Source organism: Bosea vestrisii, assembly GCF_030144325.1.
GTDB lineage: Bacteria > Pseudomonadota > Alphaproteobacteria > Rhizobiales > Beijerinckiaceae > Allobosea > Allobosea vestrisii_A.
On the sequence record NZ_CP126307.1, the window covers coordinates 4433611 to 4456992 of the forward strand.

The following is a 23382-nucleotide window of genomic DNA, read 5'->3' on the forward strand; positions in this document are numbered from 1 at the left end:
TCTGCGATTAGGCCGCGACGCGGACGCAGTTGCGCCCCTCGTTCTTGGCCGCATAGAGCGCGCGGTCGGCCGCGATGAGGAATTGGTCCAGGCTGCCCTGCCCACTGATCTCGGCGACGCCGATCGAGACTGTCAGCGTGATCTGCTGATCGTCGACCAGCAGCGTCTCGTGCGAGAGGTCGAGTCGGATGTGATCGCTGAGGCGTAGCGCCGCCTTGGTGTTCAGGCCCGGGAACAGGATGGCGAACTCCTCGCCGCCGATCCGGGCGAGCAGATGGCCGCCGCCCTCGACCGATTGGGCGAGGTAGCGCGCCACCTTGGCCAGCGCCTGGTCGCCGAAATCATGGCCGTGGCTGTCATTCAGATGCTTGAAGTCGTCGATGTCGAGGATGGCGATGGCGCTCGGAAGATTCTTCGCGCGCGCTTCCGCAATCAGCTTCTCGGCGCTCTCGAAGAAATAACGGCGATTGAACAGGCCGGTCAGGGCATCGCGCGAGGCGAGATTATGCAGCTGCTCGATCTGCTCCAGCGTCTCGACATTGCTCGCGATCCGGCATTGCAGCTCTTCGGGAATAAAGGGCATCGAGATGAAGTCATTGGCGCCCGCCTTGAGGAAGCCAACGGATACCATGCGGTCGCTGGAGGACGAGACGCCGATTAGTCGCAGCCGGTCCGAGGCGAATTGGCGGCGGATGCGGCGGGTCAGCTCGTAGCCGTCCATCTCCGGCATGTAGTAGTCGCTCACGACCAGCCGGATGTCGGGATTGTCCTGGATCAGCGACAGCGCTTCGTCCCCGGACTCCGCCTCGATCACCTGGTATTGCTGCACCTTCAGCATATGGGTGAGAAGTTTACGGGTCGCCGCGGTGTCGTCGACGACGAGAATGCGGGTCTGCCGGTTGCAGAGCGCACGCTTGGCGGTCGCGACCACGGTCTCGAGCGTGAAGGCGCTGTCCTTCGGGACATAGTCGAGGACGTCGCGCTCCATGATCCGGTTGCGCGTCTCGAGGTCGAAGCTGGCGGTGTGAACGATCGTGGGGATGCGGCGCTGGACGGTGAAGTCGATGGCTTCGCCGCGCGGGGCGTCGGGCAGATTGAGATCGACCACGGCCAAGGTGAAGGCCGCGCGGTCCTCGGTGACGACTTCGTGCAGCTCGTTAAGCGACTGGCAGACGACGATGGGCAGCTGAAGCTCGGCCTCGAGGCGGCGCGACAGCGCCAGCGCATAGGTCCGCGAATCCTCGACGAGAAGGACCTTGAGCTCTTCGGCGATGGGTTCGCTCTGACGGCGTCCGGTGGCGCGATAGGCCATTGAGCTCACGAGTCCCAGGTCGGTGCCGGCAGGGTATGCGGCAGGTTTCGAGCTCTGCTTTGCGATGGAAAGGCGAACTCCATGCGGCAGACCATCCTGCCGCAACGTTAATTTGGGTTTAACTAAGCCCCTGCCGTCCACGGCCGATAAGGAGGGCTTATCGGCACGGCGGGAGGGGGCCGCTCAGATCCGCCAGGGCAGGATGTTAGCCGGCAGCTTGCGGCCCAGCGCGTCGAGCCCGAGCATCACGGCGAGGATCACCGCGCAGGCGCTGATCGCCACCGCCGCAGCTTCGCCGGCGAGGCCCGCTTCCTTCAGGCTGAACAGCACGACGCCGAGCGTCTCGGTGCCCGAAGACCAGAGCAGGGCCGAGACCGTGAGTTCGTTGAAGGCGACGAGGAAGACCATCAGCCCGCTGACGGCGGCTGCCGGCGCCAGGATCGGCGCGACGATGAAGCGGAGCATCTGCCAGAGCGTCACGCCGTCGAGCTTGGCGGCCTCCTCGTGATGCGCCTCGATCTGCGCCATCGCTGCCACCGGCGCCTTCAGCGCCAGTGGCAGGAAGCGGGCGATATAGGCGAACAGGATGATGAATGGCGTCGCGTAGATGCTGACCCCGATGAGCGGCAATGGCTTCAGGAACATCAGGATGCAGGCGATGGCGAGGACGACGCCGGGCAGGGCATAGGGTAGCTCGATCACCACCTCGACCACGCGCCGCAGCTTGCCCATCCGCCGCTCCAGCCCATAGGCGAAGGCGATCGAAAGCAGCGCCAGTATGACTGCGGCCGAGCCGGCGAAGAGAAGGGAGTTACGGAAGGCGCGCACCGTCACGTCCTGCCGCAGCAAGACCTCGGCGAACTTGTCGAAGGTCAGATTCTGCCAGGTCAATGCGACGCCGAGCGCCGGCGTCAGCGCCTCGCCGATCAGCGCCAGCAGCGGCAGGCCGAGCTTGAGCGCGATCAGGAGCCAGAGCCCGGCCGCAACGACAGGGCGGGCGCCGCCGAGGTGCCAGAACGGCTGCAGCGGTCGCTCGATCTCGACCTTGCCGCCGGCACGCCGCGTCGCGAGCAGGCTGGCGGTGATGCCGAGGCCGGCAACGAGCGCGACCAGGAGCGAGAGCGCCGCTGCATCGGGCAGGCCCGCTGGGCCGAAGCTTGAGAGCCGGCGATAGATCAGCGTCGGCAAGGTGAGATAGTTCACCGGTAGGCCGAGCAGGGCCGGGATGCCGAAATTGCCGATGCCGGCGACGAAGGCGAGCAAGGCCGCGGCGATGATCTGCGGCCGTAGCACCGGCAGCAGGATGCGGCCGACGATGGTCGCAGGCGCTGCGCCTTCCATCTGCGCCGCCTCGACCAGCGCATGTGGCACGCTGCGCAGGCCGGTCCAGAGCGTGATCGCCACCAGCGGTGCATGATGCAGCGCCATGACCAGGATGATGCCGCCGCGCCCGAGCAGCGGGTTGGGCGTGCCCGGCGCCGGCGAAAGTCCGATGGCGCCCAGCAAGGCCGAACTGGGTGCGAACAGGCTGAGGAAGGCGAGCGCCGCCACCTGCGGCGCGATCATCATCGAGAAGACCAGTGCGAAGGCGAGGGGCCGCTTGCCGCGGACATCGGTGACTGCGAGCAGGATCGCCGCGGTGCCGCCGATCGCGAGGGCGCCGAAGGCCGACAGCCCGGCCGTCTCGAAGGTGTGCAGGGTCGCATTGACAGCGGCGCGGCTGGTGATCTCCGCCAGCGCGCCCTCGGGCGCGAACTGCCAGCCGGGCGCGAAAGCGGCGGCGAGCAGCCGCAGGAAGGGCAGGGCGCCCAACAGCGTCGCGCAGAGCAGCACCAGCGCCGGCAGGCCAAGGCCCGATGGCAGCGCGAGCTTCGGCAGCGCCGGGCGGATGCCGGTCTGCCGAAATTCCGCGGGAGCAGCGAGCGTCATTGCGTTGGTGCCAGACCGGAACTGCCCGGGATCAGCCTTCGAAGATGGCGCTGAAGCGCTTGCGGGCGGCCGGCTCGTCGGCCAGCGCCTTGGCAGCGTCGAACGGCATCAGCTTGATCGCGCCGCGCGTCGGATAGCCAGCCGGCAGGGCAACGTTCGGATGGGCCGAGACATAGCCCTGCTTCAGCGCGAGTTCCTGCCCGTCCTTCGAGATCAGGAAGTCGACCAGGGCCTTGGCGGCCTCCGGATTCTTGCTGCTCTTCAGGATCGCGACCGGCTCGCTCACCGCCGAGACGCCTTCCTTCGGGAACACGAACTCGACCGGCGCGCCCTTAGCCTTCTCGCGGATCGGCATAAAGTCGACGATCATGCCGTAGAGCTTCTCGCCGGTCGCGACCTGGCGCAGGATATCGCCATTGGCGCCGGCCGCGAGCGTGCCGTTCTTCTTGAGTTCCTCATAGAAGCTCCAGCCGCCCGGCAGGTTGCCGGTCAGCGTGATCGTATGGATCATCGCGGCGCCGGAGTTCAGCGGGCTCGGCATGGCGAGCTGATTCTTGGCCTCGGGCCTGGCGAGGTCGAGCCAGCTCTCCGGCTTCAGCGCCGCCTTGGTGTTGTAGACGATGCCGGTGGTGATCAGCTTGGTCGCGAACCACATCTTGGCCGGGTCGTGCACGCCGGTTGGGAAGGCGGAGACGTCGGCCTTATCGTGGGCGAGCAGGCGGTCTTCCTTTTTCAGGCCTTCCATGGTCACGGCGTCGGCGATGAGCAGCACGTCGGCCTGCGGCGCGCCGGCCTCGATCTCGGCCCGGAGCTTGGCCATCACGCGCGGCGTGCCGTCGCGGACGAAGCTGACCTCGACCTTGGGATACTTCGCCTTGAAGGCATCGATCGTCTGCTGGGCGTCGGTGTTGGGCTGGCTGGTGTAGAGCACGAGCTTGCCTTCGACCGCGCCGGCGGTGTCGATCGCCGGCAGGGCCAGGCCGAGCGCGAGAACGGCGGTGGTTGCGAGCGCGCGCATGGGAAACTCCGGTCAATTTGCCGCGACGCCGATGAGGCCGCGAAGGTCTGGATATGGATCGTGAGGCGGGGGTAAGCCGTCTCGATGACACATCCGTGACAACTCTTCTTTGACGCGGCTGCCGCGCGCCGTCAAAGCCGATTCGCAAGGCTCTGGCGGGGGAGGATGGGGAAGCCTCTTGTCGAGCTTCGCATGAAAATCGTGCAACCCAGCCGCTTGTTTATTGCAGGGCTCTTCGACTAGTGTTTAGGAGGAGACGGGCAAAAAAGCTCGATCTAAACGTTTTAAATGGGAGGTTACCATGAAATTTGTGCGCTCTCTGGCTGCCGGCGCAGCCTTGGCCGCCATCACCGCCGGCTGGTCCGGAGCGGCACTCGCCCAGGAGACGGTGACGGTTTGGTTCACCAAGGGCTTCTACAAGGGCGAAGACGATGCGCTGCTTGCCGTCGTAGACAAGTTCCAGAAGGCGACGGGCGTCAAGGTCGACCTCTCCCTCTATGCGACCGAAGACTGCGTCACCAAGTCGGTCGGCGCCGTCCAGGCGGGCACGCCGCCTGATGTCGGCTTCTGCACCACCTATGACTTCCGCACTACCGGTCAGTGGGCCTTCGAGGGCAAGCTCGAGGACGTCACCGACGTGCTGGAGCCGATCAAGGCGCAAATCCAGCCGCAGGCGCTGGCGACAACCTTCCTGATGAACGACAAGACCAAGAAGAAGGCCTACTACGCCTTCCCCGTCCAGCAGCAGATGATGCACATCACCTACTGGAAGGACATGCTGGAAGAGGCCGGCTTCAAGGAAAGCGACATCCCGAAGACCTGGAACGGGTATTGGGATTTCTGGTGCGACAAGGTCCAAAGCGCCGCCCGCGCCAAGGGCAAGCGCATCTACGCCGTCGGCCATCCGCTCGGCGTCGCCGCCTCCGACACCTTCTACAGCTTCCTGACCTTCGCCAACGCGCACAATACGCAGATCGTCGACGAGAACGGCAAGATCGTGCTCGACGAGCCGAAGAACAAGGCGGCGATGGTCGCGACGGTGAAGGATTATGCCAGCATCTCTTCGCGTGGCTGCACGCCGCCCTCCTCGGTCAACTGGCTCGACCCGGACAACAATGTCGCCTTCCATAACCGCACGACGATCCTGACCCACAACGCCACGATCTCGATCGCGGCCAAGCATCTCGACGACATGAACAACGCGGCGCTCACCCAGGAACAGCGCGACCAGGCCAAGAAGAACTATTACGACAACATCCGCACGGCCGAGTTCCCGAAGAAGCCCGATGGCAGCACCATGCCGAACCTCGCGGCCGTCAAGACCGCGGTCGTCTTCGCCGACGGCAAGAACAAGAAGCGCGGCAAGGAGTTCATGGCCTTCATGATGAAGGACGAGAACCTGCGTCCCTTCGTCGAAGGCTCGGTCGGCCGCTGGTTCCCGACCACGATCGAGGCGGCCAAGAGCCCGTTCTGGAACGACGGCAAGGATCCGCACCGCGCCATCGTCTACAAGCAGTACACAGACGGCACGGTACCGTTCCAGTTCGTCTACAACTACAAGTTCACGGCTGTGAATGCCGAGAACGTCTGGGCCAAGGCGGTCAACCGCGTCCTGGTCGACAAGGTCACGCCGGAGCAGGCTGTCGACGAGATGATCGCCCGCATCAAGCAGATCGCCGGCTGACACCGGCATAAGGCGAGCCGACAAACACGGCATCCCGCAGCGCGACCTCGCTGCGGGATGCCGACCCGTCTTCGGCGACGGGGCGCGTATCGAGGGAGAACAACAAAATGACCACGGCAGCGATGGCTCCCCCAGTAATCGCTCGAGGCGATGCAACCTCCGGGCAGGCGCGCGACCGCGTGTTCTGGGGCGTGCTCATGCTCGCCCCCTATCTCCTCGTCTTTGCCGTGATGGTGGTTTACCCCGTCGCATACGGCCTCTGGCTCGGCCTCAACTGGCAGTCCTACAAGGCGCTCTTCGCCGATCCGATCTTCGTCCGCACTGTGGTCAACACTGTCGTCTTCCTCTTCATCGCGGTGAACCTGAAGTTCCTGATGGCCTTGTTCCTCTCGGGCTTCTTCGTCCAGCAGCGTGCCTGGGTGCGCTTCATCCTGGTGCTGTTCATCCTGCCCTGGGCAGTGCCGTCGATCCCGACCATCCTGTCGTTCCGGGTCATGCTCAACCCCGAGAACGGCATGATCAACCAGCAGCTCTTCCACTGGTTCCGGAATCGTCGAGGGACCGGGCTGGCTGACCGATCCGACACTCGCTTTCGCCTCTTCGATCCTCGTCCATATCTGGAAGTCGCTGCCGTTCTGGACGCTGATCCTCGTTACCGGCCGCCTCGCCATCGCGCAGGACCTCTATGAGGCCGCCAGCGTCGACGGCGCCAACAAATGGCAGCAGTTCCGCTTCATCACCTGGCCGTCGCTGGCGACGCTCTATGTCACCTCGACCCTGCTTTCGATGATCTGGACGCTGGGCGACTTCAACAGTGTCTACCTGCTGACGGGTGGCGGTCCGGGCGACCTCAACCACGTGCTGGCGACGCTCGGCATCCGCTATATGCGCAACAACAATCTCGACCTTGGCATCGCCTCGATCATCTGCGCGATGCCGCTGATCCTGCCCATGGTCTGGTTCATGGTGAAGCGTCTGTCGAAGGGAGCCGAATGATGAAAAAGGTTCTCGACGAAGGTAAGCTGATCCTGATCGCCATCCCGGTCCTGATCTGGACGCTGCTGCCGATCTACCACCTCTTCGTGCTGTCGATCTCGACGCAGGAATCGATGCTCGCCGGCAAGCTCTGGCCGGAGAAGCCGACGCTGCAGAACTTCCAGATCGTCTTCAACCAGCAGCACTATTACCTGACCAATTTCTGGCTGCAGCTGTTCAACAGCTTCCTGATCGCGATCACGACCGGGCTGCTCACCCTGTTCATCGCGACCTGCGCCGCCTTCGCCATCTCGCGGCTGAAAGCGCCGGGCGGCCGCTCGATCATGAACTTCGCGCTGGCGACCTATCTGATTCCGGCCGCCTTCCTCGCCATCCCCATGTACAAGGCGATGGGCACTTTTGGGCTGCTCAACACCCGCATCGCGCTGATCCTCGCCATGGTTGCGCTGGCTTCCCCCTATGCGATCTGGGTGCTGAAGCAGGCCTCCGACAAGCTGCCCAAGGAGCTCGACGAAGCCGCGATCATGGACGGCGCCAACTCGCTGCAGCTCTTCCGGCTGGTCTACCTGCCGCTGATGAAGCCTTCCATGGTGGTGATCGGCATCTACGCGCTGCTGCTCGCCTGGAACGAGTACCTCTACGCCTTCCTGCTCCTCTCCAACGAGAAGGCGGTGCCGCTCGCGGTCGGCCTCGGCCTCTTCCTCTCGGCCGACGACGCGCCCTGGAACCTCTTGATGACGGCCGGCCTGATCTACGCCATCCCGCCGGCGGTGATCTATTACGGCTTCCGCAAGAACATGGTCGCCGGCCTGACCTCGGGGGCGGTGAAGAGCTGACGCGATTGCTCGTACCTCACGCCGTCATTCCGGGGCGGCCGAAGGGCCGAGCCTGGAACCATATCCGCGGGTCGGGCAGGAAGGGCGCGGCAAGCAGTGCGCTCTTTCGACAAGGCTCGGTGGTCATGGGTTCCGGGCTCTTCGCTGCGCGAAGCCCCGGAATGACGGAGGCGGTTCGGTTCACAAAAGCTCGCAATGACCGGCGGCAGGCCGCATATTGGTGGCGAATGCCGCAACAACCCTTACGGATGACGTGATGACCGCCTCCAAGCTCGACCAGCTCCGCGCCATGACCACCGTCGTCGCCGACACCGGCGACATCGAGGCCGTGCGCCGGCTGAAGCCCGTCGATTGCACCACCAACCCGACGCTGCTGCTCAAGGCGGTGGAAACGCCGGCCTATGCCAGTCTCGTCGAGGAGGCGATCGCCTGGGGCAAGCGCCAGGGCGGCTCCGGCGCGGTCGAAGCGGTCTGCGACCGGCTCGCCGTCACCTTCGGCACGGAGCTGACCAAGATCGTCCCCGGCCGCGTCTCGACCGAGGTCGATGCCGACCTGTCGTTCGACACCCAGGCCAGCATCGACAAGGCGCGTGCCATCATCGCCGCGTATAAGGAACGCGGCGTTGGACGTGAGCGCATCCTGATCAAGCTCGCCTCGACCTGGGAGGGTCTGCAGGCCGCCCGCGTGTTGCAGGGCGAAGGCATCGACTGCAATCTGACGCTGCTCTTCGCCATGCCGCAGGCCATTGCGGCGGCCGATGCCGGCGCCTTCCTGATCTCGCCCTTCGTCGGCCGCATCCTCGACTGGCACGTCAAGGCCGGTGGCGGCCCCTACACGGCGGAAACCGATCCCGGCGTCGTCTCGGTGAAGAGCATCTACGCCTATTACAAGGCGTTCGGGATCAAGACCGTGGTGATGGGAGCCTCCTTCCGCAACACCGGCGAGATCGAGGCGCTGGCCGGCTGCGACCGGCTGACGATCGGCCCCGGCCTGCTCGACGAGCTGGCGGCGGCCACTGGCGATTTGCCCCGCAAATTGTCTCCGGCCTCCACGCCGCAGATCGCGTCGCCCGAGGGCGCAAAGAAGATCACGCTCGACGAAAAGGCCTTCCGCTTCGCCATGAACGAGGACGCGATGGCGACCGAGAAGCTCGCCGAGGGCATTCGCGGCTTCGTCAAGGATTTGCGCAGCCTGCGCAAGCTCGTCGCCGCCAAGCTCGACGAGGCCAAGGCGGCCTGAGCTTGTCGACCAGCGTGGTCTCCGATCTCTCTGGCGGCCGGGCGACCTACTGAGCCTGCGCCGCGGCGCTGATCTCCGCCTTCGTCTCCAGCGCCGGGACTACGGGTGCGGTGGTGGACGGCGTGAAATAGGCCCGCCCACGCGCGGCGGCGGCTTCGAGTGTCTGCTGCTGCACCTTCGGCAACCGCTTGGTGTCTTCGAGGGCGGTGAACGCGCTGCTCGCGTGCTCGGAAGATTTCTGCCCGTCGAAGACGACGATGCCGTTGCGGGTGACGACGATGTCGCCCTTCCGCAGCGTCGGATCGCGCAGATACCAATAGGCATCGCTGGCAGGATCGAGCTTGACTGCCGGCTCGGCTGGCTTGGTGCTGGTCTGCCGCGGTCGGTTGGCCTTTGGCCTGACCGCCGGCGCCTCCGGACCGCCGATCGCGGCCGGCGGCGTCGGATTGCCGAACACAGCCCGCGCCAGATCGTCGAAGAAGCCCGCAGCCTGCGCTTGCGGGGCCATGGCGAGGCCGATGCTGCCAGCCATGCCGATCGCCAGGATCATCCGTCGCGTCATTGCCGAACCTCCTGTTCGCCTGCTTGCCGCTCTGCCGGCGCTTGGGGGGTTCAGCGCAGCAATCGAGCAAGCAAGGTGTCCGCATCGTCTAAACGACGATCGGGCGTGAAAGTTCGATCGACTCGTTGCACGCCCATTGCCCGGGTCTCGTTCCGGTGCTTGCGGCCGGACGTACACGATTGCGCGTGTGCTCTGGCGGCCGCTGTGGCATGGGCCTAGACATGGGCTCTCGTCCAAGCAGGCCGGGATTGTCATGGCGACCCGTTCCCTCCTCGCGCTGCTCCTCTCCGCCGTTTTCGCGACGGCGGCTTCCGCAGAACCGACAGGCTCGCTTCGCCAGGGTTCCAGCGAGGTCTCCTTCGTCGCGAAGCGCTTCGGCGTGCCGACGAGCTCAGGCGTCTTCGACCATGTCGACGGCGTCATTGCCCTCGATTTCGACCATCCCGAGCGCAGCCGGATCAGGGTGACGATCGAAACGGCCTCGCTCCACACCGGTGCCGCCCTGGTCGATGGCTTCGTCAAGGGCGAGAGCATGCTCGATGTCGGTCACCATCCCACGGCGACCTTCGTGTCAGAGCACATCGCCCGCGTCGACGAGCGCAGCCTGGTCATCCGCGGCCGGCTGACGATCCGGGGCACCACGCAGCCGGTCAGCGTCAGCGCGATGGCCGAGCGCGATCCGGCGGCGATCCGGCCCGGCGAACCACTGCCCTTCCGCGCGACAACGGGATTCTCACGGACTGCCTTCGGCATCGGCCGCGACGTCAATGTCGTGGACGACCAGGTCGATCTCGCGATCCGGGGCGAGATTCTGCGCTGAACGCGATGACTTTCACGATGTGCTCCAGACGCTGGCATCCCCTGATCATCGCGCTGCACTGGCTGGCGCTGGTGCTGATCACCGGGCAGTTCTGGCTGGCGAGGCTGATGCTCGACGAGACGCGCGATCTCATCGGCCGTTTCACGCTCTACCAATGGCACAAGTCCCTGGGGTTGAGCATCGCGGCACTCACTCTGCTGCGCCTTGCGCTGCGGCTCGTGCTGCCATCGCCGCAGGCCGTCGCCATGCCCGGCTGGCAGAGGCTCGCTGCGGGAGCCGTCCAGGCCGGACTCTATCTCTGCCTGCTGGCGCTACCGCTGTCCGGGCTGCTCATGGTCTCGGCCGCGCCGATCCAGCTCCCGACATTGCTGTTCGGTTGGATTGCCGTGCCGCACCCGATCGGCCCGAGCAAGGCGGTCTACGAGGCGATGCTGGCCTTCCACGAAGTGTTGTTCGCTACGCTGGCCGTGCTAGCGGCCGTCCATGCTGGTGCAGCCTTGCTGCACCAGTTCGTGATGAGGGACGGGCTGATGCGCCGGATGTGGCTCGGTCGTGGCCCTCAGGCCTTGCCCTGAGAGGCCAGAGCCTCGGCCCGGATGGTCGAAAGCGACTTTGCCGGGGTGATCGCCTCGGGATCGAGCAGGCAGTGGATGATCGCCGGCTTGCCGCTGCTCAGCGCCCGCTCGAAGGCCGGCGCAAACTCCTCGGTCGTCTCGACCCGCTCGCCATGGCCGCCGAAGGCCTTGGCATAGGCGGCGAAGTCGGGGTTCTTCAGCGTCGTCGCCGAGACGCGGCCGGGATAGTGCTTCTCCTGGTGCATGCGGATGGTGCCGTACATGCCGTTGTCGACGACGATGACGATCACCGGCAGTTCGTACTGCACCGCCGTCGCGAAATCCTGGCCGTTCATCAGGAAGCAGCCATCGCCGGCAAAGGCGATCACGGTTCTGTCCGGATAGAGCCGCTTGGCGCCGATCGCCGCCGGCACGCCATAGCCCATCGAGCCTGAGGTCGGCGCGAGCTGCGTCGCGAATTTGGTGAAGCGGTGGAAGCGATGCACCCACGTGGCGTAGTTTCCTGCGCCATTGCACATGATCGAATCGGCGGGAAGGTTGCGGCGCAGCCAGGTCACCATCTCGCCGGGATGGAACTTGCCTGGCACCGGCGCCGGCTGCTCGCTCCAGCCGAGATAGGATTCATGTGCTTCGGCCGCCGCACCGGCCCAGGGGATCACCTGCGGCGGATGCACCGTCTCGAGCGCGGCGCAGAAGGCGGTCGGCGAGGCGTTGATCGCCAGCTCCGGCCGGTAGACGCGGCCGAGCTCTTCCGGATCGGGATGGACATGCACCAGCGGCCGGCCGGGATTGGGAATGCCGAACAGGGTGTAGGACTGGCTCGGCATCTCCGAAAGGCGCCCGCCGACCAGGAGAACGAGATCGCTGTCCTGGATGCGCTTCAGGAGCTTGGGGTTGGGGCCGATGCCGAGATCGCCAGCAAAGTTCGGATGATCGGCGGGAAATACCATCTGCCGGCGGAACGAGACCGCAACGGGAAGGTCGAAGCGCTCGGCGAAGCGCTGGAAGCGCGCGATCGCCTGCGGGTCCCAGCGCGAGCCGCCGAGGATTGCGATCGGCGCCTTCGCCGCCCAGAGCCGCTTCTGCAGGTCGATGGTCTGCAGCAGCGAGGGGTGCGTCTCGGTGACCTGATAGGGCAGTGCGTCCGGCACATCGGCGAGGTCGGTCAGCACGTCCTCCGGCAGCGCGATCACCACCGGGCCGGGGCGGCCGGCGGTCGCGACATGGAAGGCGCGGCTGATGATCTCGGGGATGCGGGCGGCATCGTCGATCTCGGTCGCCCATTTGGTCATCGTGCCGAAGACGGCGCGGTAGTCGAGTTCCTGGAAGGCCTCGCGCTCGCGCATGCCGCGCTCGATCTGGCCGACGAACAGGATCATCGGCGTCGAATCCTGGTCGGCGATATGGATGCCCGGTGAGGCATTGGTCGCGCCGGGGCCGCGGGTCACGAAGCAGATGCCGGGCTTGCCGGTCAGCTTGCCGGCGGCCTCCGCCATCATCGCCGCGCCGCCCTCGGCCCGGCAGATGGTGACCTTCATGTCGGCGTCGTGCAGCGCGTCGAGCACGGCGAGATAGCTTTCGCCCGGTACGCAGAAGGCGTCGGTCGCGCCGTGGATGAGGAGTTGGTCGACGAGGATCTGCCCGCCGGTGCGAGGTCCGGTCATTGAAACATCCGCCCTAGTTAGCTAAGTTGGTTAAATTGAATGAGGAGACGGCGATGACGCGCGTCACCATCCATGAAGCCAAGACAAATCTCTCGCGCCTGATCGAGCAAGTCGAGAAGGGCGGCGAGGTCGTGATCTCGCGCCGCGACAAGCCGGTGGCGCGACTGGTGCCGATCGAGACGGCGCGGCCGGAGCGCAAGCCGGGGCGGATGAAGGGCATGTTCGATATCGGGGAGGAAATCTTCGATCCGCTTCCCGAGGACGAATTGCGTCTCTGGGAAGGGAGGGACGATTGGGACTTCTCCTCGACTCCGCGACGCTGATTTGGTGGGTGCTGGACAACAGGCGCTTGAGCCTTGCGTCTGGCCTCGCGATCCGGTCCGCGCCGCGCATCGTCGTCAGCTCGGTGACCGCGATGGAACTGGCCACCAAGCTGCGCATCGGCAAGCTGCCGCAGGTTCGCCCGCTCGTCGAAGGCTTCGCTGCTCATTGTACGGCAGAGGGCTTCGATCTGTTGCCGCTCAGCCACGAGCATGCGCTCGTCGGAGGTATGATCCCTGGCGAGCACCGCGATCCCTTCGATCGCATGCTCGCCGGGCAAGCCGTCGTCGAGGATTTGACGATCGTCACTCCCGACACCGCCTTCGACGCGCTCGGCGCCCGCCGCCTCTGGTAAGCCGGCCATTCAGCCGCCTCCGCCCCAGGCCGGGTCGCTCAGGATCTCGTCTTCGTGCTCGCCGAGGCGTGGGCTCGGCCGGCTCGCGACCTGTCTGATACCGTCGAGCACGATCGGCGAGGCGATGGTCGGGATGGTGCCGGCCCTGGCCGCCGGGCTCTTGAGGTCGACGCGCACGCCCCGCGCCTTGACCTGCGGGTCGGCGAAGACCTCTTCGATCGTGTTGATCGGGCCGGCCGGCACGCCGACCGCCTCCAGCTTCGCCAGCAAATCGAGCTTGGCAAAGCGGCTGGTCAGGGCGTTGAGCCGCGCCGTCAGGGCGACACGGTTGGCGACGCGCGAGCGGTTGTCGATGTAATCGGGCTCAGCCGCAAAGCCGGCATCGCCGACGGCCTCGCAGAGCTTGCGCCACTGCCCGTCATTGCCGGTGGCGATGATGATGTGCCCGTCCGCCACCGGGAAGACGTCGTAAGGCACGATGTTGGGATGGGCATTCCCGAGCCGCTGTGGCGCCTTGCCGGAGGTGAGATAGTTCATCGCCTGGTTGCCGAGCACGGCGACCTGTGCGTCGAGCAGCGCCATGTCGAGCATCGCGCCTTGGCCGGTCTGATCGCGCTGGCGCAACGCGGCGAGGATGCCGGTCGTGGCGTAGAGGCCGGTATAGATGTCGGCGACGGCATAACCCGCCTTCATCGGCGCACCACCGGGCTCGCCGGTGACCGACATCGGCCCGCCCATGCCCTGCACCAGGAAGTCGTAGCCGGCGCGCGGCGCATAGGGGCCGTCCTGGCCGAAGCCGGTGACCGAGCAGTAGACCAGCCGCGGATAGGCCTTGCGCATCGAGGCCGCGTCGAGCCCGTATTTGACGAGGCCGCCGACCTTGAAGTTCTCGATCACCACATCGGCATGAGCGGCGAGGCGATGCACCAGCGCCTGGCCCTCCGCTGTACGGAAATCGGCCGTGATCGAGCGCTTGCCGCGATTGGCCGAATGGAAATACGCGGCCGAGAGATGCTCCTCGCCCGCGCCCTCGACGAAGGGCGGCCCCCATTTGCGGGTGTCGTCACCCTCGGGCGCCTCGACCTTGACGACATCGGCGCCGAGATCGGCGAGGAGCTGGCCGATCCAGGGCCCGGCAAGGATGCGCGCCAGTTCGAGGACGCGCAGGCCGGCGAGGGGAGGGAGAGGCGACATCGACAACATCCTGAATGCCGTCATCCTGGGCGCCCGAAGGGCGGCCCGGAATCCCTCGTAAAGCTCCGGAGCCCTACGATGGATCCCGGCGCTTCGCTTCGCTGCGGCCAGGATGACGGTGGAGCGCGTGGATCAGAAGAACGCCTGCAGCCCGGTTACCGCCCTGCCCAAAATCAGCGCGTGGACGTCGTGCGTTCCCTCATAGGTGTTGACCGTCTCGAGGTTCGCGGCGTGGCGCATGACATGGTACTCGATCGAGATGCCGTTGCCGCCGTGCATGTCGCGGGCCTGGCGGGCGATGTCGAGCGCCTTGCCGCAATTATTGCGCTTGACCAGGGAGATCATCTCCGGCGCCATCTTGCCTTCGTCGAGCAGGCGGCCGACGCGCAGCGAGCCCTGCAGGCCGAGCGTGATCTCGGTCACCATGTCGGCGAGCTTCTTCTGGTAGAGCTGCGTCTGGGCGAGGGGCTTGTTGAACTGCTTGCGGTCGAGCCCGTATTGGCGGGCGCGGTGGAAGCAATCCTCGGCGGCGCCCATCGCGCCCCAGGAGATGCCGTAACGGGCGCGGTTGAGGCAGCCGAACGGGCCCTTCAGGCCGGAGACATTCGGCAGCAGGTTCTCTTCCGGCACGATCACGCCGTCCATCACCACTTCGCCGGTGATCGAGGCGCGCAAGCTGAGCTTGCCGCCGATCTTCGGCGCGGACAGGCCCTTCATGCCCTTTTCGAGGATGAAGCCGCGGATCTGGTTGTCATGCGCGGCCGACTTCGCCCAGATGACGAAGACATCGGCGATCGGCGAGTTCGAGATCCACATCTTCGATCCCGTCAGCTTGTAGCCGTCGGCGACCTTCTCGGCCCGGGTCTTCATGCCGCCGGGATCGGAGCCGGCATCCGGCTCGGTCAGGCCGAAGCAGCCGACCCATTCGCCCGAGGCGAGCTTGGGCAGGTACTTCTTGCGCTGGTTCTCGTCGCCATAGGCGTAGATCGGGTACATCACCAGCGAGGACTGTACGGACATCATCGAGCGATAGCCGGAGTCGATGCGCTCGACCTCGCGGGCGACGAGGCCATAGGAGACATAGTTCGCGCCGGCGCAGCCATATTCTTCGGGCACGGTGACGCCGAGCAGGCCGAGTTCGCCCATCTCGTTGAAGATGCCGCGCTCGGTCTTCTCCTCGAGATAGGCGTCGGCCACGCGCGGCATCAGCTTCTCCTGCGCGTAGTCGCGCGCGGTGTCGCGGATCAGCCGCTCGTCCTCGTTGAGCTGCTCGTCGAGCAGGAAGGGGTCCTGCCAGTTGAACTCGGCCAGCTTGTGGCTATGGGCGGTCTTGCGCGCGGCTTCGGCCATGATCTCAACTCCCCGTTTGGTCTGATCGTCATGGTCGGGCTTGACCCGACCATCTCGGAAACCAGCTAGCTGGTCACGAGATTCTCGGGTCTGCGCTTCGCTTCGCCCGAGAATGACGGCTTATCGATCACGCATCCACGTCGAAGCTGACGCCCTGCGCCAGCGGCAGGGTGGTGCCGTAATTCAGCGTATTGGTGGCGCGGCGCATATAGGCCTTCCAGGCGTCCGAGCCGGCCTCGCGGCCGCCGCCGGTTTCCTTCTCGCCACCGAAGGCGCCGCCAATCTCGGCGCCGGACGGGCCGATATTGACGTTGGCGATGCCGCAATCCGAACCTTCGCCGGAGACGAAGGTCTCGGCCTCGCGCATGTCGAGGGTGAAGATCGAGGAGGACAGGCCGGCGCCGACCGCGTTCTGCAGCGAGATCGCCTCGGCCAGCGTCTTGTACTTCATGACATAGAGGATCGGCGCGAAGGTCTCGCGCTCGACCGGGCCGCACTGCCGGGGCATCTCGACCAGGGCCGGGCGGACATAGAAGCCGCCTGCGCCGACATCGACTCGTCCGCCGCCATGCACCTTGCCGCCTTCAGCCTTGGCCTCGGACAGCGCCTTCTGCATGCCGTGATAGGCGGCTTCGTCGACCAGCGGGCCGACCAGCACGCCGGCTTCGCGCGGATCGCCGATCTTGACCGAGCCGTAGACCTTGGCGAGCTTCGGCACGAGCGTGTCGTAGACGCTCTCATGCACGATCAGGCGGCGCAGCGTGGTGCAGCGCTGGCCGGCCGTGCCCATTGCCGCAAACGCGATGCCGCGCAGCGCGAGGTCGAGATCGGCCGAGGGCGCGACGATCGCGGCATTGTTGCCGCCGAGCTCGAGGATGGCGCGGGCGAAGCGGGCGGCGAGCTTCTGGCCGACCTCCTTGCCCATCCGGGTCGAGCCGGTGGCGGAGAGAATGGGAACGCGATGGTCCTGCACCAGGATATCGCCGATCTCGCGACCGCCGATCAGGATTTCCGACAGGCCGGCGGGGGCCTCGGGGCCGAAGCGCTTCATCGTCTTCAGGGTGATCGCCTGCACGGCGAGCGCCGTCAGCGGGGTCTTCTCGGACGGCTTCCAGACGACGCTGTCGCCGCAGACGAAGGCGAGCGCCGCGTTCCACGACCAGACCGCGACCGGGAAGTTGAAGGCCGAGATCACGCCGCAGACGCCGAGCGGGTGCCAGGTCTCCATCATGCGGTGGTTCGGCCGCTCGGTGGCGATGGTGAGCCCGTAAAGCTGGCGCGACAGGCCGACGGCGAAATCGCAGATGTCGATCATCTCCTGGACCTCGCCGAGGCCCTCGGAGGTCACCTTGCCGGCTTCCAGCGTCACCAGCAGGCCGAGGTCGGCCTTGTGCGTACGCAGTTCCTCGCCGAGCAGGCGGACGAACTCGCCGCGCCGCGGCGCCGGCACCTTGCGCCAGGCCAGAAACGCCGACTGGGCCCGGCCGATCGCGGCCTCGGCTTCCGCTGGCGATGTCTCGCGCAGCGTCGCGACAGTCTCGCCGGTGATTGGCGAGCGGGCGCTCAGGCCGGCGCCGGCATAGGCGCTCTCGGAGACGCCGAGGCGCTTCAGCAGGGCAAGAGCGTCTTTCGGAAGGGAGGTCGTCATGGTGCGTTTGATCCTGATCGCCAGCGAACCACAGCCCTCATCCTGAGGAGCGCTTCCAACGGAAGCGCGTCTCGAAGGATGCTCCAGTCCGCCGGAACGGTGCAATCTGGAGCATCCTTCGAGACGCCGCTGCGCGGCTCCTCAGGATGAGGGCTCTTATTGGACTGCGAGCTGCAGCCCGGCATTCGGCTGCACAATGCCCTCTTCCGGCCGCTCTCCGCAATCGATATGTTCTCACGACTTGATGAGGGCAGATCATGAACTTGGAGATCGTTCCCGGCCGGCTTTCGGTGCCCTCGCTCTCGGCGCTCGCCGCCTTCGAGGCGGCGGCGCGCCATGGCAGCTTCACCCGCGCCGCCGAGGAGCTCAACCTGACGCAAGGGGCGGTCAGCCGCCAGATTGCGCTGCTCGAGCAGAATCTCGGCCTGAAGCTGTTCGAGCGCGTGAAGAAGCGCGTCAGCTTGACGCCGGCCGGCGGTGCCTATGCGGCCGAGGTCCGCGACGGGCTCTCGCGACTGGCCGCCGCCACGCTCTCCGCCATGGCTTTCCGCGGCGGCGCCGGCCTGCTCCATCTCGCCATCCTGCCGACCTTCGGCACGCGCTGGCTGATCCCGCGCCTGCCGCGCTTCACCGAGGCGCATCCCGGCGTCACCATCAATTTCTCGACCAAGCTGGTGCCTTTCGATTTCGCCCATGACGAGGCCGATGCCGCCATCCATTTCGGCCATCCGGTCTGGCCGGGCGCACGGCTGCATCGTTTGATGGGCGAGGAGGTCGTGCCGGTCGCGGCGCCGGCTCTGATCGCCCGCGCTGGCATCCGAGAGGCAGCCGATCTGTTGCGCCAGCCCTTGCTGCAGCAATCGACCCGCCCGCGCGCCTGGGCCAACTGGCTGGAGCAGCAGGGCCTGCCGCCGGAGCGGGCGCTGATGGGCCCGCGCTTCGAGCAGTTCGCCATGGTGGCGCAGGCGGCGGTGGCGGGACTCGGCGTCGCCATCGTGCCGCGCTTCCTGATCGAGGAGGAATTGCGCTCCGGCGCGCTGATCATTCCGGTGGATCGGCCGGTGCGCGGTCCCGAGGGCTATTACCTCGTCTATCCCGAGGCCAAGGCGAGCTTGCCGGCGGTGGTCGCTTTCCGCGACTGGCTGCTCGGCGAATGCGAGGGATGAACTAGGCTCTCGACAAGCGCTGGTCGAGTCGGCATTCATGCGCTGAGATCACGAACCATCGTTTGCGCAGGTCACTCATGTCTTCCGTTTCAGGCTCGGCCGACATCGTCATCGTAGGGGGCGCCGCGATCGGCTCCTCTGTCGCTTACCACCTCGCCAGCGATCCCGGCTTCAAGGGCAAGGTCATCGTCGTCGAGAAGGATCCGACCTACCGACTCTCGGCCTCGGCGCTGTCGGCCGCCTCGATCCGCCAGCAATTCTCCAGCGCGGTGAACATCCGCGTCTCGCTCTTCGGCATCGATTTTTTGCGCAACATCGGCCGGCACCTTTCAGTCGATGGTGAGGCGCCGTCGATCGATCTGCACGAGGGTGGCTACCTCTACGTCGCCAGCGACGAGGGGCATAAGATCCTCGAGCAGAATCAAAGCCTTCAACAGCAGGAAGGCGCCGACGTCGCGCTTTATGCTGCAGAAATGCTGCGCAGCAAATTCAGCTGGCTAAATACGTCGGATCTCGCCTGCGGCACCTATGGCGTCAGCGGCGAGGGCTGGTTCGATGGCTGGGCCCTGCTGCAGGCCTTCCGCAAGAAGGCGCGCTCGCTCGGTGTCGAATATCGCCAAGGCGAGGTTGTCGGTTACGTGGTCGAGGGCAGCCGCGTCACCGGGGTGGAATTGGCCGATGGCAGCCGCATCGCCTGCGCCGCCGCGGTCAACGCCTCCGGCACGCATGGCGCGAGGCTTGCCGCGACCGCCGGCGTCGACATCCCGGTCAGGTCGATGAAGCGCTATGTCTACAGCTTCACCTGCAAGGGCGAGGTCGACAACTGCCCGCTGCTGATCGACACCTCCGGCGCCTATGTCCGCCCCGAGGGCAAGCGCGGCAATGACGGGCAGATGTTCATCTGCGGCTCGTCGCCGCCGGCCGAGCTCGATCGCGAATGGGTCGAGACCGATGCCGATGTCGAGGACGTCGACTGGTCCTTCTTCGAGGAATATGTCTGGGCGCCGCTCGCCCATCGGGTTCCCGTCTTCGAGGCGATCAAGCCCGGCCGCGCCTGGGCCGGCCCCTATGACATGAACAGCCTCGACGGCAATGCCATCCTCGGCCCGGCGGTCGGCGTGCCGAACCTCTATCTGGCCAACGGCTTCTCCGGCCACGGCTTGCAGCAATCGCCGGCGGTCGGCCGCGGCCTCGCCGAGCACATCGTCTCCGGACGCTATCTGACGCTCGACCTGTCCGATCTCGGCCATGAGCGCATCGTCGCCGGGCAGCCCCTGCGCGAGGCGAACATCATCTGAAGGGAGTGCGCGTCATGATCGATACGGCCTATGTCACGACCATGGCGCACTATAATCGCTGGCAGAACCGCAGCCTTTACGATGCGGCCGCGGCCTTGAGCGATGAGGTGCGGCGGCAGGATCGCGGCGCCTTCTTCGGCTCGATCCACGGCACGTTCTGCCATATTCTATGGGCCGACCAGATCTGGCTCTCCCGCTTCGCGGGCACCCCGAAGCCGCCCGTCCCCGGCAGTGAATCCTCTCGAATGATCGCGGAGTGGCCGGACCTCCTGGCTGAGCGACAGACGACCGATGCACTCATCGAGGATTGGGCCGGCAAGCTCCCGCCGGGCTGGCTCGCCGGCGATCTGACCTGGGTTTCGGGCGTCTCCCATCGCGAGTTCTCCAAGCCCAAGGCCCTGGCCGTCATGCACTTCTTCAACCACCAGACCCATCATCGCGGCCAGGTCCATGCCATGCTGACGGCTGCCGGGATGAAGCCCGACGATACTGATCTGGTGCTGGTGGAGTTGCGGGGTGAGAAAAGGTGACGTCTTCTCGGGCGGAGCGCAGCGCAGACCTGAGAATCTCATGACGCCAAGGCACTGATTGGAGCGGCCTGAGATGCTCGGATCAAGCCCGAGCATGACGGATTTCACTCACCCACAGCTTTCGCTCTGTGGCGCTTGGGTTTCTCGTCTTCATCCTCGTCGTCCCCGACATCGTCGGGGATCGCCGCCGTCGCATGCTGGCTCAGCTTCTGGAACAGGCCGAGCCCGACCAACGCAGCGACCGCGACCAGCATCAGCAAGGCGGGGAACAGGATGTCGGCCGGCTTGTCGCGCGCCGCCTTGGTGATCAGCACCAGCGATTCCAGGCTGAGTGCGACGATGATGATCGTCATGAACTTGGTCAGCGACCCCCGCGCCTCGGCCGGGCGGCGCAATTCGCGGTCGGCGATGACCTCCTCCTCGAACAGGAACTTGCCGACATCGGCGACGGCGACCGCGATGATCACCAGGCCGATGCCATCGAGCATGGTGTCGAGCGCGCCGTCCCCGGTCCAGAAGCCGGTGAAGGCGCGCGCGACCGCGACCGCCATCAGCAGGACCGCGGCGAGCAGCAGGACGCCGGCGATGGCGGAATAGAGCAGGCGACTGAACAAGGTCATGGTGCAACTCCCCCGGAGACCGTGAGCCATGAAACCCGGCAGACGCCTACTCGTTCCCGCCAGCTCCTGTCAGGGCGTTCCAACTCGGAGATGGCAGCGATGCAGCGGCGTCATGAGCTGTGTCTTGCGGTCGTTTCGCCGGCAATGCCATGGTCCTGCACCTAGAGCCGGAAGATTTCAGATGGAATCGCTTTGCGCTTCCATCTGAAATCTGAATCCGTCTCTCATCAAAAAGTTAGAGCAGGATTCTTGCGAAAAACCGGTTCCCACTTTTTCGCATCCTGCTCTAGCCGCCGGAGAGCGCCATGATCGACACGACCAATCTGATCGCCTTCATCCTGCTCGCGTTCGGCATGGTGCTGACGCCCGGGCCGAACATGATCTACCTGATCTCGCGTTCGATCTCGCAGGGGCCGGCCTCCGGACTGATCTCGCTTGGCGGCATCGCGCTCGGCTTCGTCTTCTATGTTGTCTGTGCCGCCTTCGGCATCACCGCGCTGCTCTTTGCGGTGCCTTACGCCTATGACGTGCTGCGGCTCGCCGGCGCCGCCTATCTGCTCTGGCTCGCCTGGCAGGCGGTTCGGCCGGGCGCCAGCTCGCCCTTCCATGTCCGCGAGCTCAGGCATGACGGCCCGCGCAAGCTCTTCGCGATGGGCTTCCTCACCAGCCTGCTCAATCCGAAGATCGCGATGTTCTACCTGGCGCTGCTGCCGCAGTTCATCGACCCCGCGGCCGGCAGCGTGCTGGCGCAGTCGATCATCCTCGGCTTCATCCAGATCATCGTGTCCGTCAGCGTCAACACGCTGATCACCTTCGCCGCGGGCGGCATCGCCGTCTTCCTGCGCACGCGCCCGTTCTGGGCGCTGGTGCAGCGCTGGCTGATGGCGACGATGCTCGCGGGCTTTGCCGTGCGCATGGCAGCCGAAGCCCGTCGTTGACAAGGCCGCCCGCAACGATTTCTGCACCGTTAGCAGGGTTTGTGCACGCTATCGGGCCGCTGGTGGCTCGTCGCGCTCGCCGCAGCGCATAAGGCAGGAGCTTTCCATGAGTGTCGCCAATGGCCGGGCCCTGCTCGCGATGCCGGGCCCGACCAATGTTCCCGATCGTGTGCTGCAGGCGATGATCCGGCCCGCCGAGGAACTTTCCTCGAAGACGATCGTCGACCTGACCGAAACCCTGCTGGGCGATCTCAAGGCGATCTTCCGCACCACCGGCGAGACCTTCCTCTACGCCGCCAACGGCCATGGCGGCTGGGAGGCGGCGCTCACCAATGTCCTCGCGCGCGGCGACAAGATCCTGGTGCTCGCCAGCGGCCGCTTCGCAGTCGGCTGGGGCGAGACCGCAAGGTTCATGGGCGCCGAGGTCGAGGTGCTCGCCGGCTCCTGGCGGGCTGCGGTCGATCCGGCTGCGGTCGAGGAGCGTCTGCGCCGGGACACCGGCCATGAGATCAAGGCGGTCCTGACCGTCCAGATCGACACTGCTTCGGGCGTGCTCAACGATATCCCGGCGATCCGCCGCGCGATCGATGCGGCCGGCCATCCGGCGCTGTACATGGTCGATGGCGTCGCCTCGATTGGCTGCATGCCGTTCGAGATGGACGCCTGGGGTGTCGACGTGGCGATGTCGGCCTCGCAGAAGGGCCTGATGACGCCGCCCGGCCTCGCTTTCGTCGCCGCGAACGGAAAGGCCCTGCACGCACATCAGCGCGCGACGATGCGCACGCCCTATTGGGACTGGACCGCGCGCCTGAACCCGCTGCTCTACATGAAGCATTGCGGCACGCCGCCCGAGCATCTGATGTTCGCTCTGCGCGCCGCCCTCGACATGATCTTCGCCGAAGGCCTCGAGGCTGTATGGCTACGCCACGCTCTGCTGGCTTCGGCGACCCACGCCGCCATGTCGAAATGGGCCGAGGGCCAGGTACTGAGCTACAATATCGTCGAGCCGTCGCAGCGTGCGCCCTCGGTCACCACGATCCTTGTCGACAGCGACCCGGCTGCGATCACCGACTACGCGCAACAAGTCTGCGGTGTGACGCTCGGCATCGCCATTGGTGATCTCTCCGGCAAGGCTTTCCGCATCGCCCATATGGGCCATGTCAACGCGCCGATGGTGCTGGGCAGCCTGAGCGCCGTCGAGATGGCTCTGCAGGCGAAGGGCATCCCACATGGCAGCGGCGGTGTCGCGGCTGCGATCGCCTATCTCGGCGCTCATGCGCGCGAAGTGGCCGCCTAGGGATAGCGCGGCAGATCGCCGGGTACCGC

21 protein-coding genes and 1 pseudogene are annotated in these 23382 nt (G+C 65.9%); 13 read left to right on the forward strand and 9 right to left on the reverse strand.

What is annotated here, in order from left to right; genetic code table 11:
* Positions 1 to 7: 7 nt before the first annotated feature.
* From QO058_RS21860 to QO058_RS21870, 3 genes are all read right to left on the reverse strand, one after another.
* Positions 8 to 1312, reverse strand: coding sequence for a diguanylate cyclase (locus QO058_RS21860; protein WP_284168335.1), 1305 nt, complete (start codon positions 1310 to 1312; stop codon positions 8 to 10).
* Positions 1313 to 1495: 183 nt separating this feature from the next.
* Positions 1496 to 3241, reverse strand: a complete 1746-nt coding sequence (locus tag QO058_RS21865) for an ABC transporter permease (protein WP_284168336.1) — start codon at positions 3239 to 3241, stop codon at positions 1496 to 1498.
* Positions 3242 to 3272: 31 nt separating this feature from the next.
* Entirely contained in the window at positions 3273 to 4259 is a 987-nt protein-coding gene (locus tag QO058_RS21870; protein WP_284168337.1) for an ABC transporter substrate-binding protein, read from the reverse strand.
* Positions 4260 to 4560: 301 nt separating this feature from the next.
* On the opposite strand from QO058_RS21870, the gene QO058_RS21875 reads away from it, so the two are divergent.
* The 4 genes and pseudogenes from QO058_RS21875 to tal all read left to right on the forward strand — a co-directional run bounded on the left by QO058_RS21875 (position 4561) and on the right by tal (position 9015).
* The gene (locus QO058_RS21875; protein ID WP_284168338.1) at positions 4561 to 5943 is read left to right on the forward strand and encodes an ABC transporter substrate-binding protein; all 1383 of its coding nucleotides are present in this window, start codon (positions 4561 to 4563) and stop codon (positions 5941 to 5943) included.
* 107 nt (positions 5944 to 6050) lie between these two features.
* A pseudogene (locus QO058_RS31185) lies at positions 6051 to 6939 on the forward strand (carbohydrate ABC transporter permease).
* Positions 6939 to 7775, forward strand: a complete 837-nt coding sequence (locus QO058_RS21890; protein ID WP_284168340.1) for a carbohydrate ABC transporter permease — start codon at positions 6939 to 6941, stop codon at positions 7773 to 7775. The pseudogene QO058_RS31185 and the gene QO058_RS21890 overlap by 1 nt, the downstream one beginning before the upstream one ends.
* A gap of 256 nt (positions 7776 to 8031) precedes the next feature.
* Positions 8032 to 9015, forward strand: a complete 984-nt coding sequence (gene tal, locus QO058_RS21895) for a transaldolase (RefSeq protein WP_284168341.1) — start codon at positions 8032 to 8034, stop codon at positions 9013 to 9015.
* A gap of 46 nt (positions 9016 to 9061) precedes the next feature.
* Here tal and QO058_RS21900 read toward each other — a convergent pair whose 3' ends face one another.
* Complete coding sequence (locus QO058_RS21900; protein WP_284168342.1) at positions 9062 to 9577, reverse strand: hypothetical protein; 516 nt, start codon at positions 9575 to 9577, stop codon at positions 9062 to 9064.
* Positions 9578 to 9830: 253 nt separating this feature from the next.
* Between QO058_RS21900 and QO058_RS21905 the strand changes: the two genes are divergently transcribed.
* Both QO058_RS21905 and QO058_RS21910 read left to right on the forward strand, forming a co-directional pair.
* Complete coding sequence (locus tag QO058_RS21905; protein WP_284168343.1) at positions 9831 to 10397, forward strand: YceI family protein; 567 nt, start codon at positions 9831 to 9833, stop codon at positions 10395 to 10397.
* 17 nt (positions 10398 to 10414) lie between these two features.
* Complete coding sequence (locus QO058_RS21910) at positions 10415 to 10972, forward strand: cytochrome b (RefSeq protein WP_284168344.1); 558 nt, start codon at positions 10415 to 10417, stop codon at positions 10970 to 10972.
* Here the strand turns inward: QO058_RS21910 and QO058_RS21915 are convergent.
* A complete protein-coding gene (locus QO058_RS21915; protein ID WP_284168345.1) occupies positions 10957 to 12636 on the reverse strand; it encodes a thiamine pyrophosphate-binding protein in 1680 nt (559 codons plus the stop codon). The two genes, QO058_RS21910 and QO058_RS21915, sit on opposite strands and share 16 nt — an antisense overlap.
* Before the next feature lie 53 nt (positions 12637 to 12689).
* On the opposite strand from QO058_RS21915, the gene QO058_RS21920 reads away from it, so the two are divergent.
* Together QO058_RS21920 and QO058_RS21925 are read left to right on the forward strand one after the other, a co-directional pair.
* Complete coding sequence (locus tag QO058_RS21920) at positions 12690 to 12959, forward strand: type II toxin-antitoxin system Phd/YefM family antitoxin (protein ID WP_284168346.1); 270 nt, start codon at positions 12690 to 12692, stop codon at positions 12957 to 12959.
* Entirely contained in the window at positions 12929 to 13312 is a 384-nt protein-coding gene (locus QO058_RS21925) for a type II toxin-antitoxin system VapC family toxin (RefSeq protein WP_284168347.1), read from the forward strand. The genes QO058_RS21920 and QO058_RS21925 overlap by 31 nt, the downstream gene beginning before the upstream one ends.
* Before the next feature lie 9 nt (positions 13313 to 13321).
* Here QO058_RS21925 and QO058_RS21930 read toward each other — a convergent pair whose 3' ends face one another.
* The 3 genes from QO058_RS21930 to amaB form a co-directional block, all read right to left on the reverse strand.
* Positions 13322 to 14515 carry a CaiB/BaiF CoA transferase family protein gene (locus QO058_RS21930; RefSeq protein WP_432212078.1) on the reverse strand — a complete coding sequence of 398 codons (1194 nt, stop codon included), beginning with the start codon at positions 14513 to 14515 and terminating at the stop codon, positions 13322 to 13324.
* Between the two features lie 123 nt (positions 14516 to 14638).
* Positions 14639 to 15856, reverse strand: coding sequence for an acyl-CoA dehydrogenase (locus tag QO058_RS21935; RefSeq protein ID WP_284168349.1), 1218 nt, complete (start codon positions 15854 to 15856; stop codon positions 14639 to 14641).
* 127 nt (positions 15857 to 15983) lie between these two features.
* A complete protein-coding gene (amaB, locus tag QO058_RS21940; protein WP_284168350.1) occupies positions 15984 to 17504 on the reverse strand; it encodes an L-piperidine-6-carboxylate dehydrogenase in 1521 nt (506 codons plus the stop codon).
* A 257-nt stretch (positions 17505 to 17761) separates the two neighbouring features.
* On the opposite strand from amaB, the gene QO058_RS21945 reads away from it, so the two are divergent.
* From QO058_RS21945 to QO058_RS21955, 3 genes are all read left to right on the forward strand, one after another.
* On the forward strand, positions 17762 to 18670 hold the full coding sequence (locus QO058_RS21945; RefSeq protein ID WP_284168351.1) for a LysR family transcriptional regulator: 909 nt from the start codon (positions 17762 to 17764) through the stop codon (positions 18668 to 18670).
* Positions 18671 to 18747: 77 nt separating this feature from the next.
* Positions 18748 to 19968: an NAD(P)/FAD-dependent oxidoreductase gene (locus tag QO058_RS21950; RefSeq protein WP_284168352.1), complete on the forward strand. Its 1221-nt coding sequence runs from the start codon at positions 18748 to 18750 to the stop codon at positions 19966 to 19968.
* A gap of 14 nt (positions 19969 to 19982) precedes the next feature.
* Positions 19983 to 20498, forward strand: coding sequence for a DinB family protein (locus QO058_RS21955; RefSeq protein WP_284168354.1), 516 nt, complete (start codon positions 19983 to 19985; stop codon positions 20496 to 20498).
* Positions 20499 to 20602: 104 nt separating this feature from the next.
* Here QO058_RS21955 and QO058_RS21960 read toward each other — a convergent pair whose 3' ends face one another.
* A complete protein-coding gene (locus QO058_RS21960; protein WP_284168355.1) occupies positions 20603 to 21118 on the reverse strand; it encodes a GNAT family acetyltransferase in 516 nt (171 codons plus the stop codon).
* Positions 21119 to 21423: 305 nt separating this feature from the next.
* Between QO058_RS21960 and QO058_RS21965 the strand changes: the two genes are divergently transcribed.
* The gene (locus QO058_RS21965; protein WP_284168356.1) at positions 21424 to 22056 is read left to right on the forward strand and encodes a LysE family translocator; all 633 of its coding nucleotides are present in this window, start codon (positions 21424 to 21426) and stop codon (positions 22054 to 22056) included.
* A gap of 106 nt (positions 22057 to 22162) precedes the next feature.
* Entirely contained in the window at positions 22163 to 23353 is a 1191-nt protein-coding gene (locus QO058_RS21970; RefSeq protein WP_284168357.1) for a pyridoxal-phosphate-dependent aminotransferase family protein, read from the forward strand.
* The last annotated feature ends 29 nt before the right edge of the window (positions 23354 to 23382 follow it).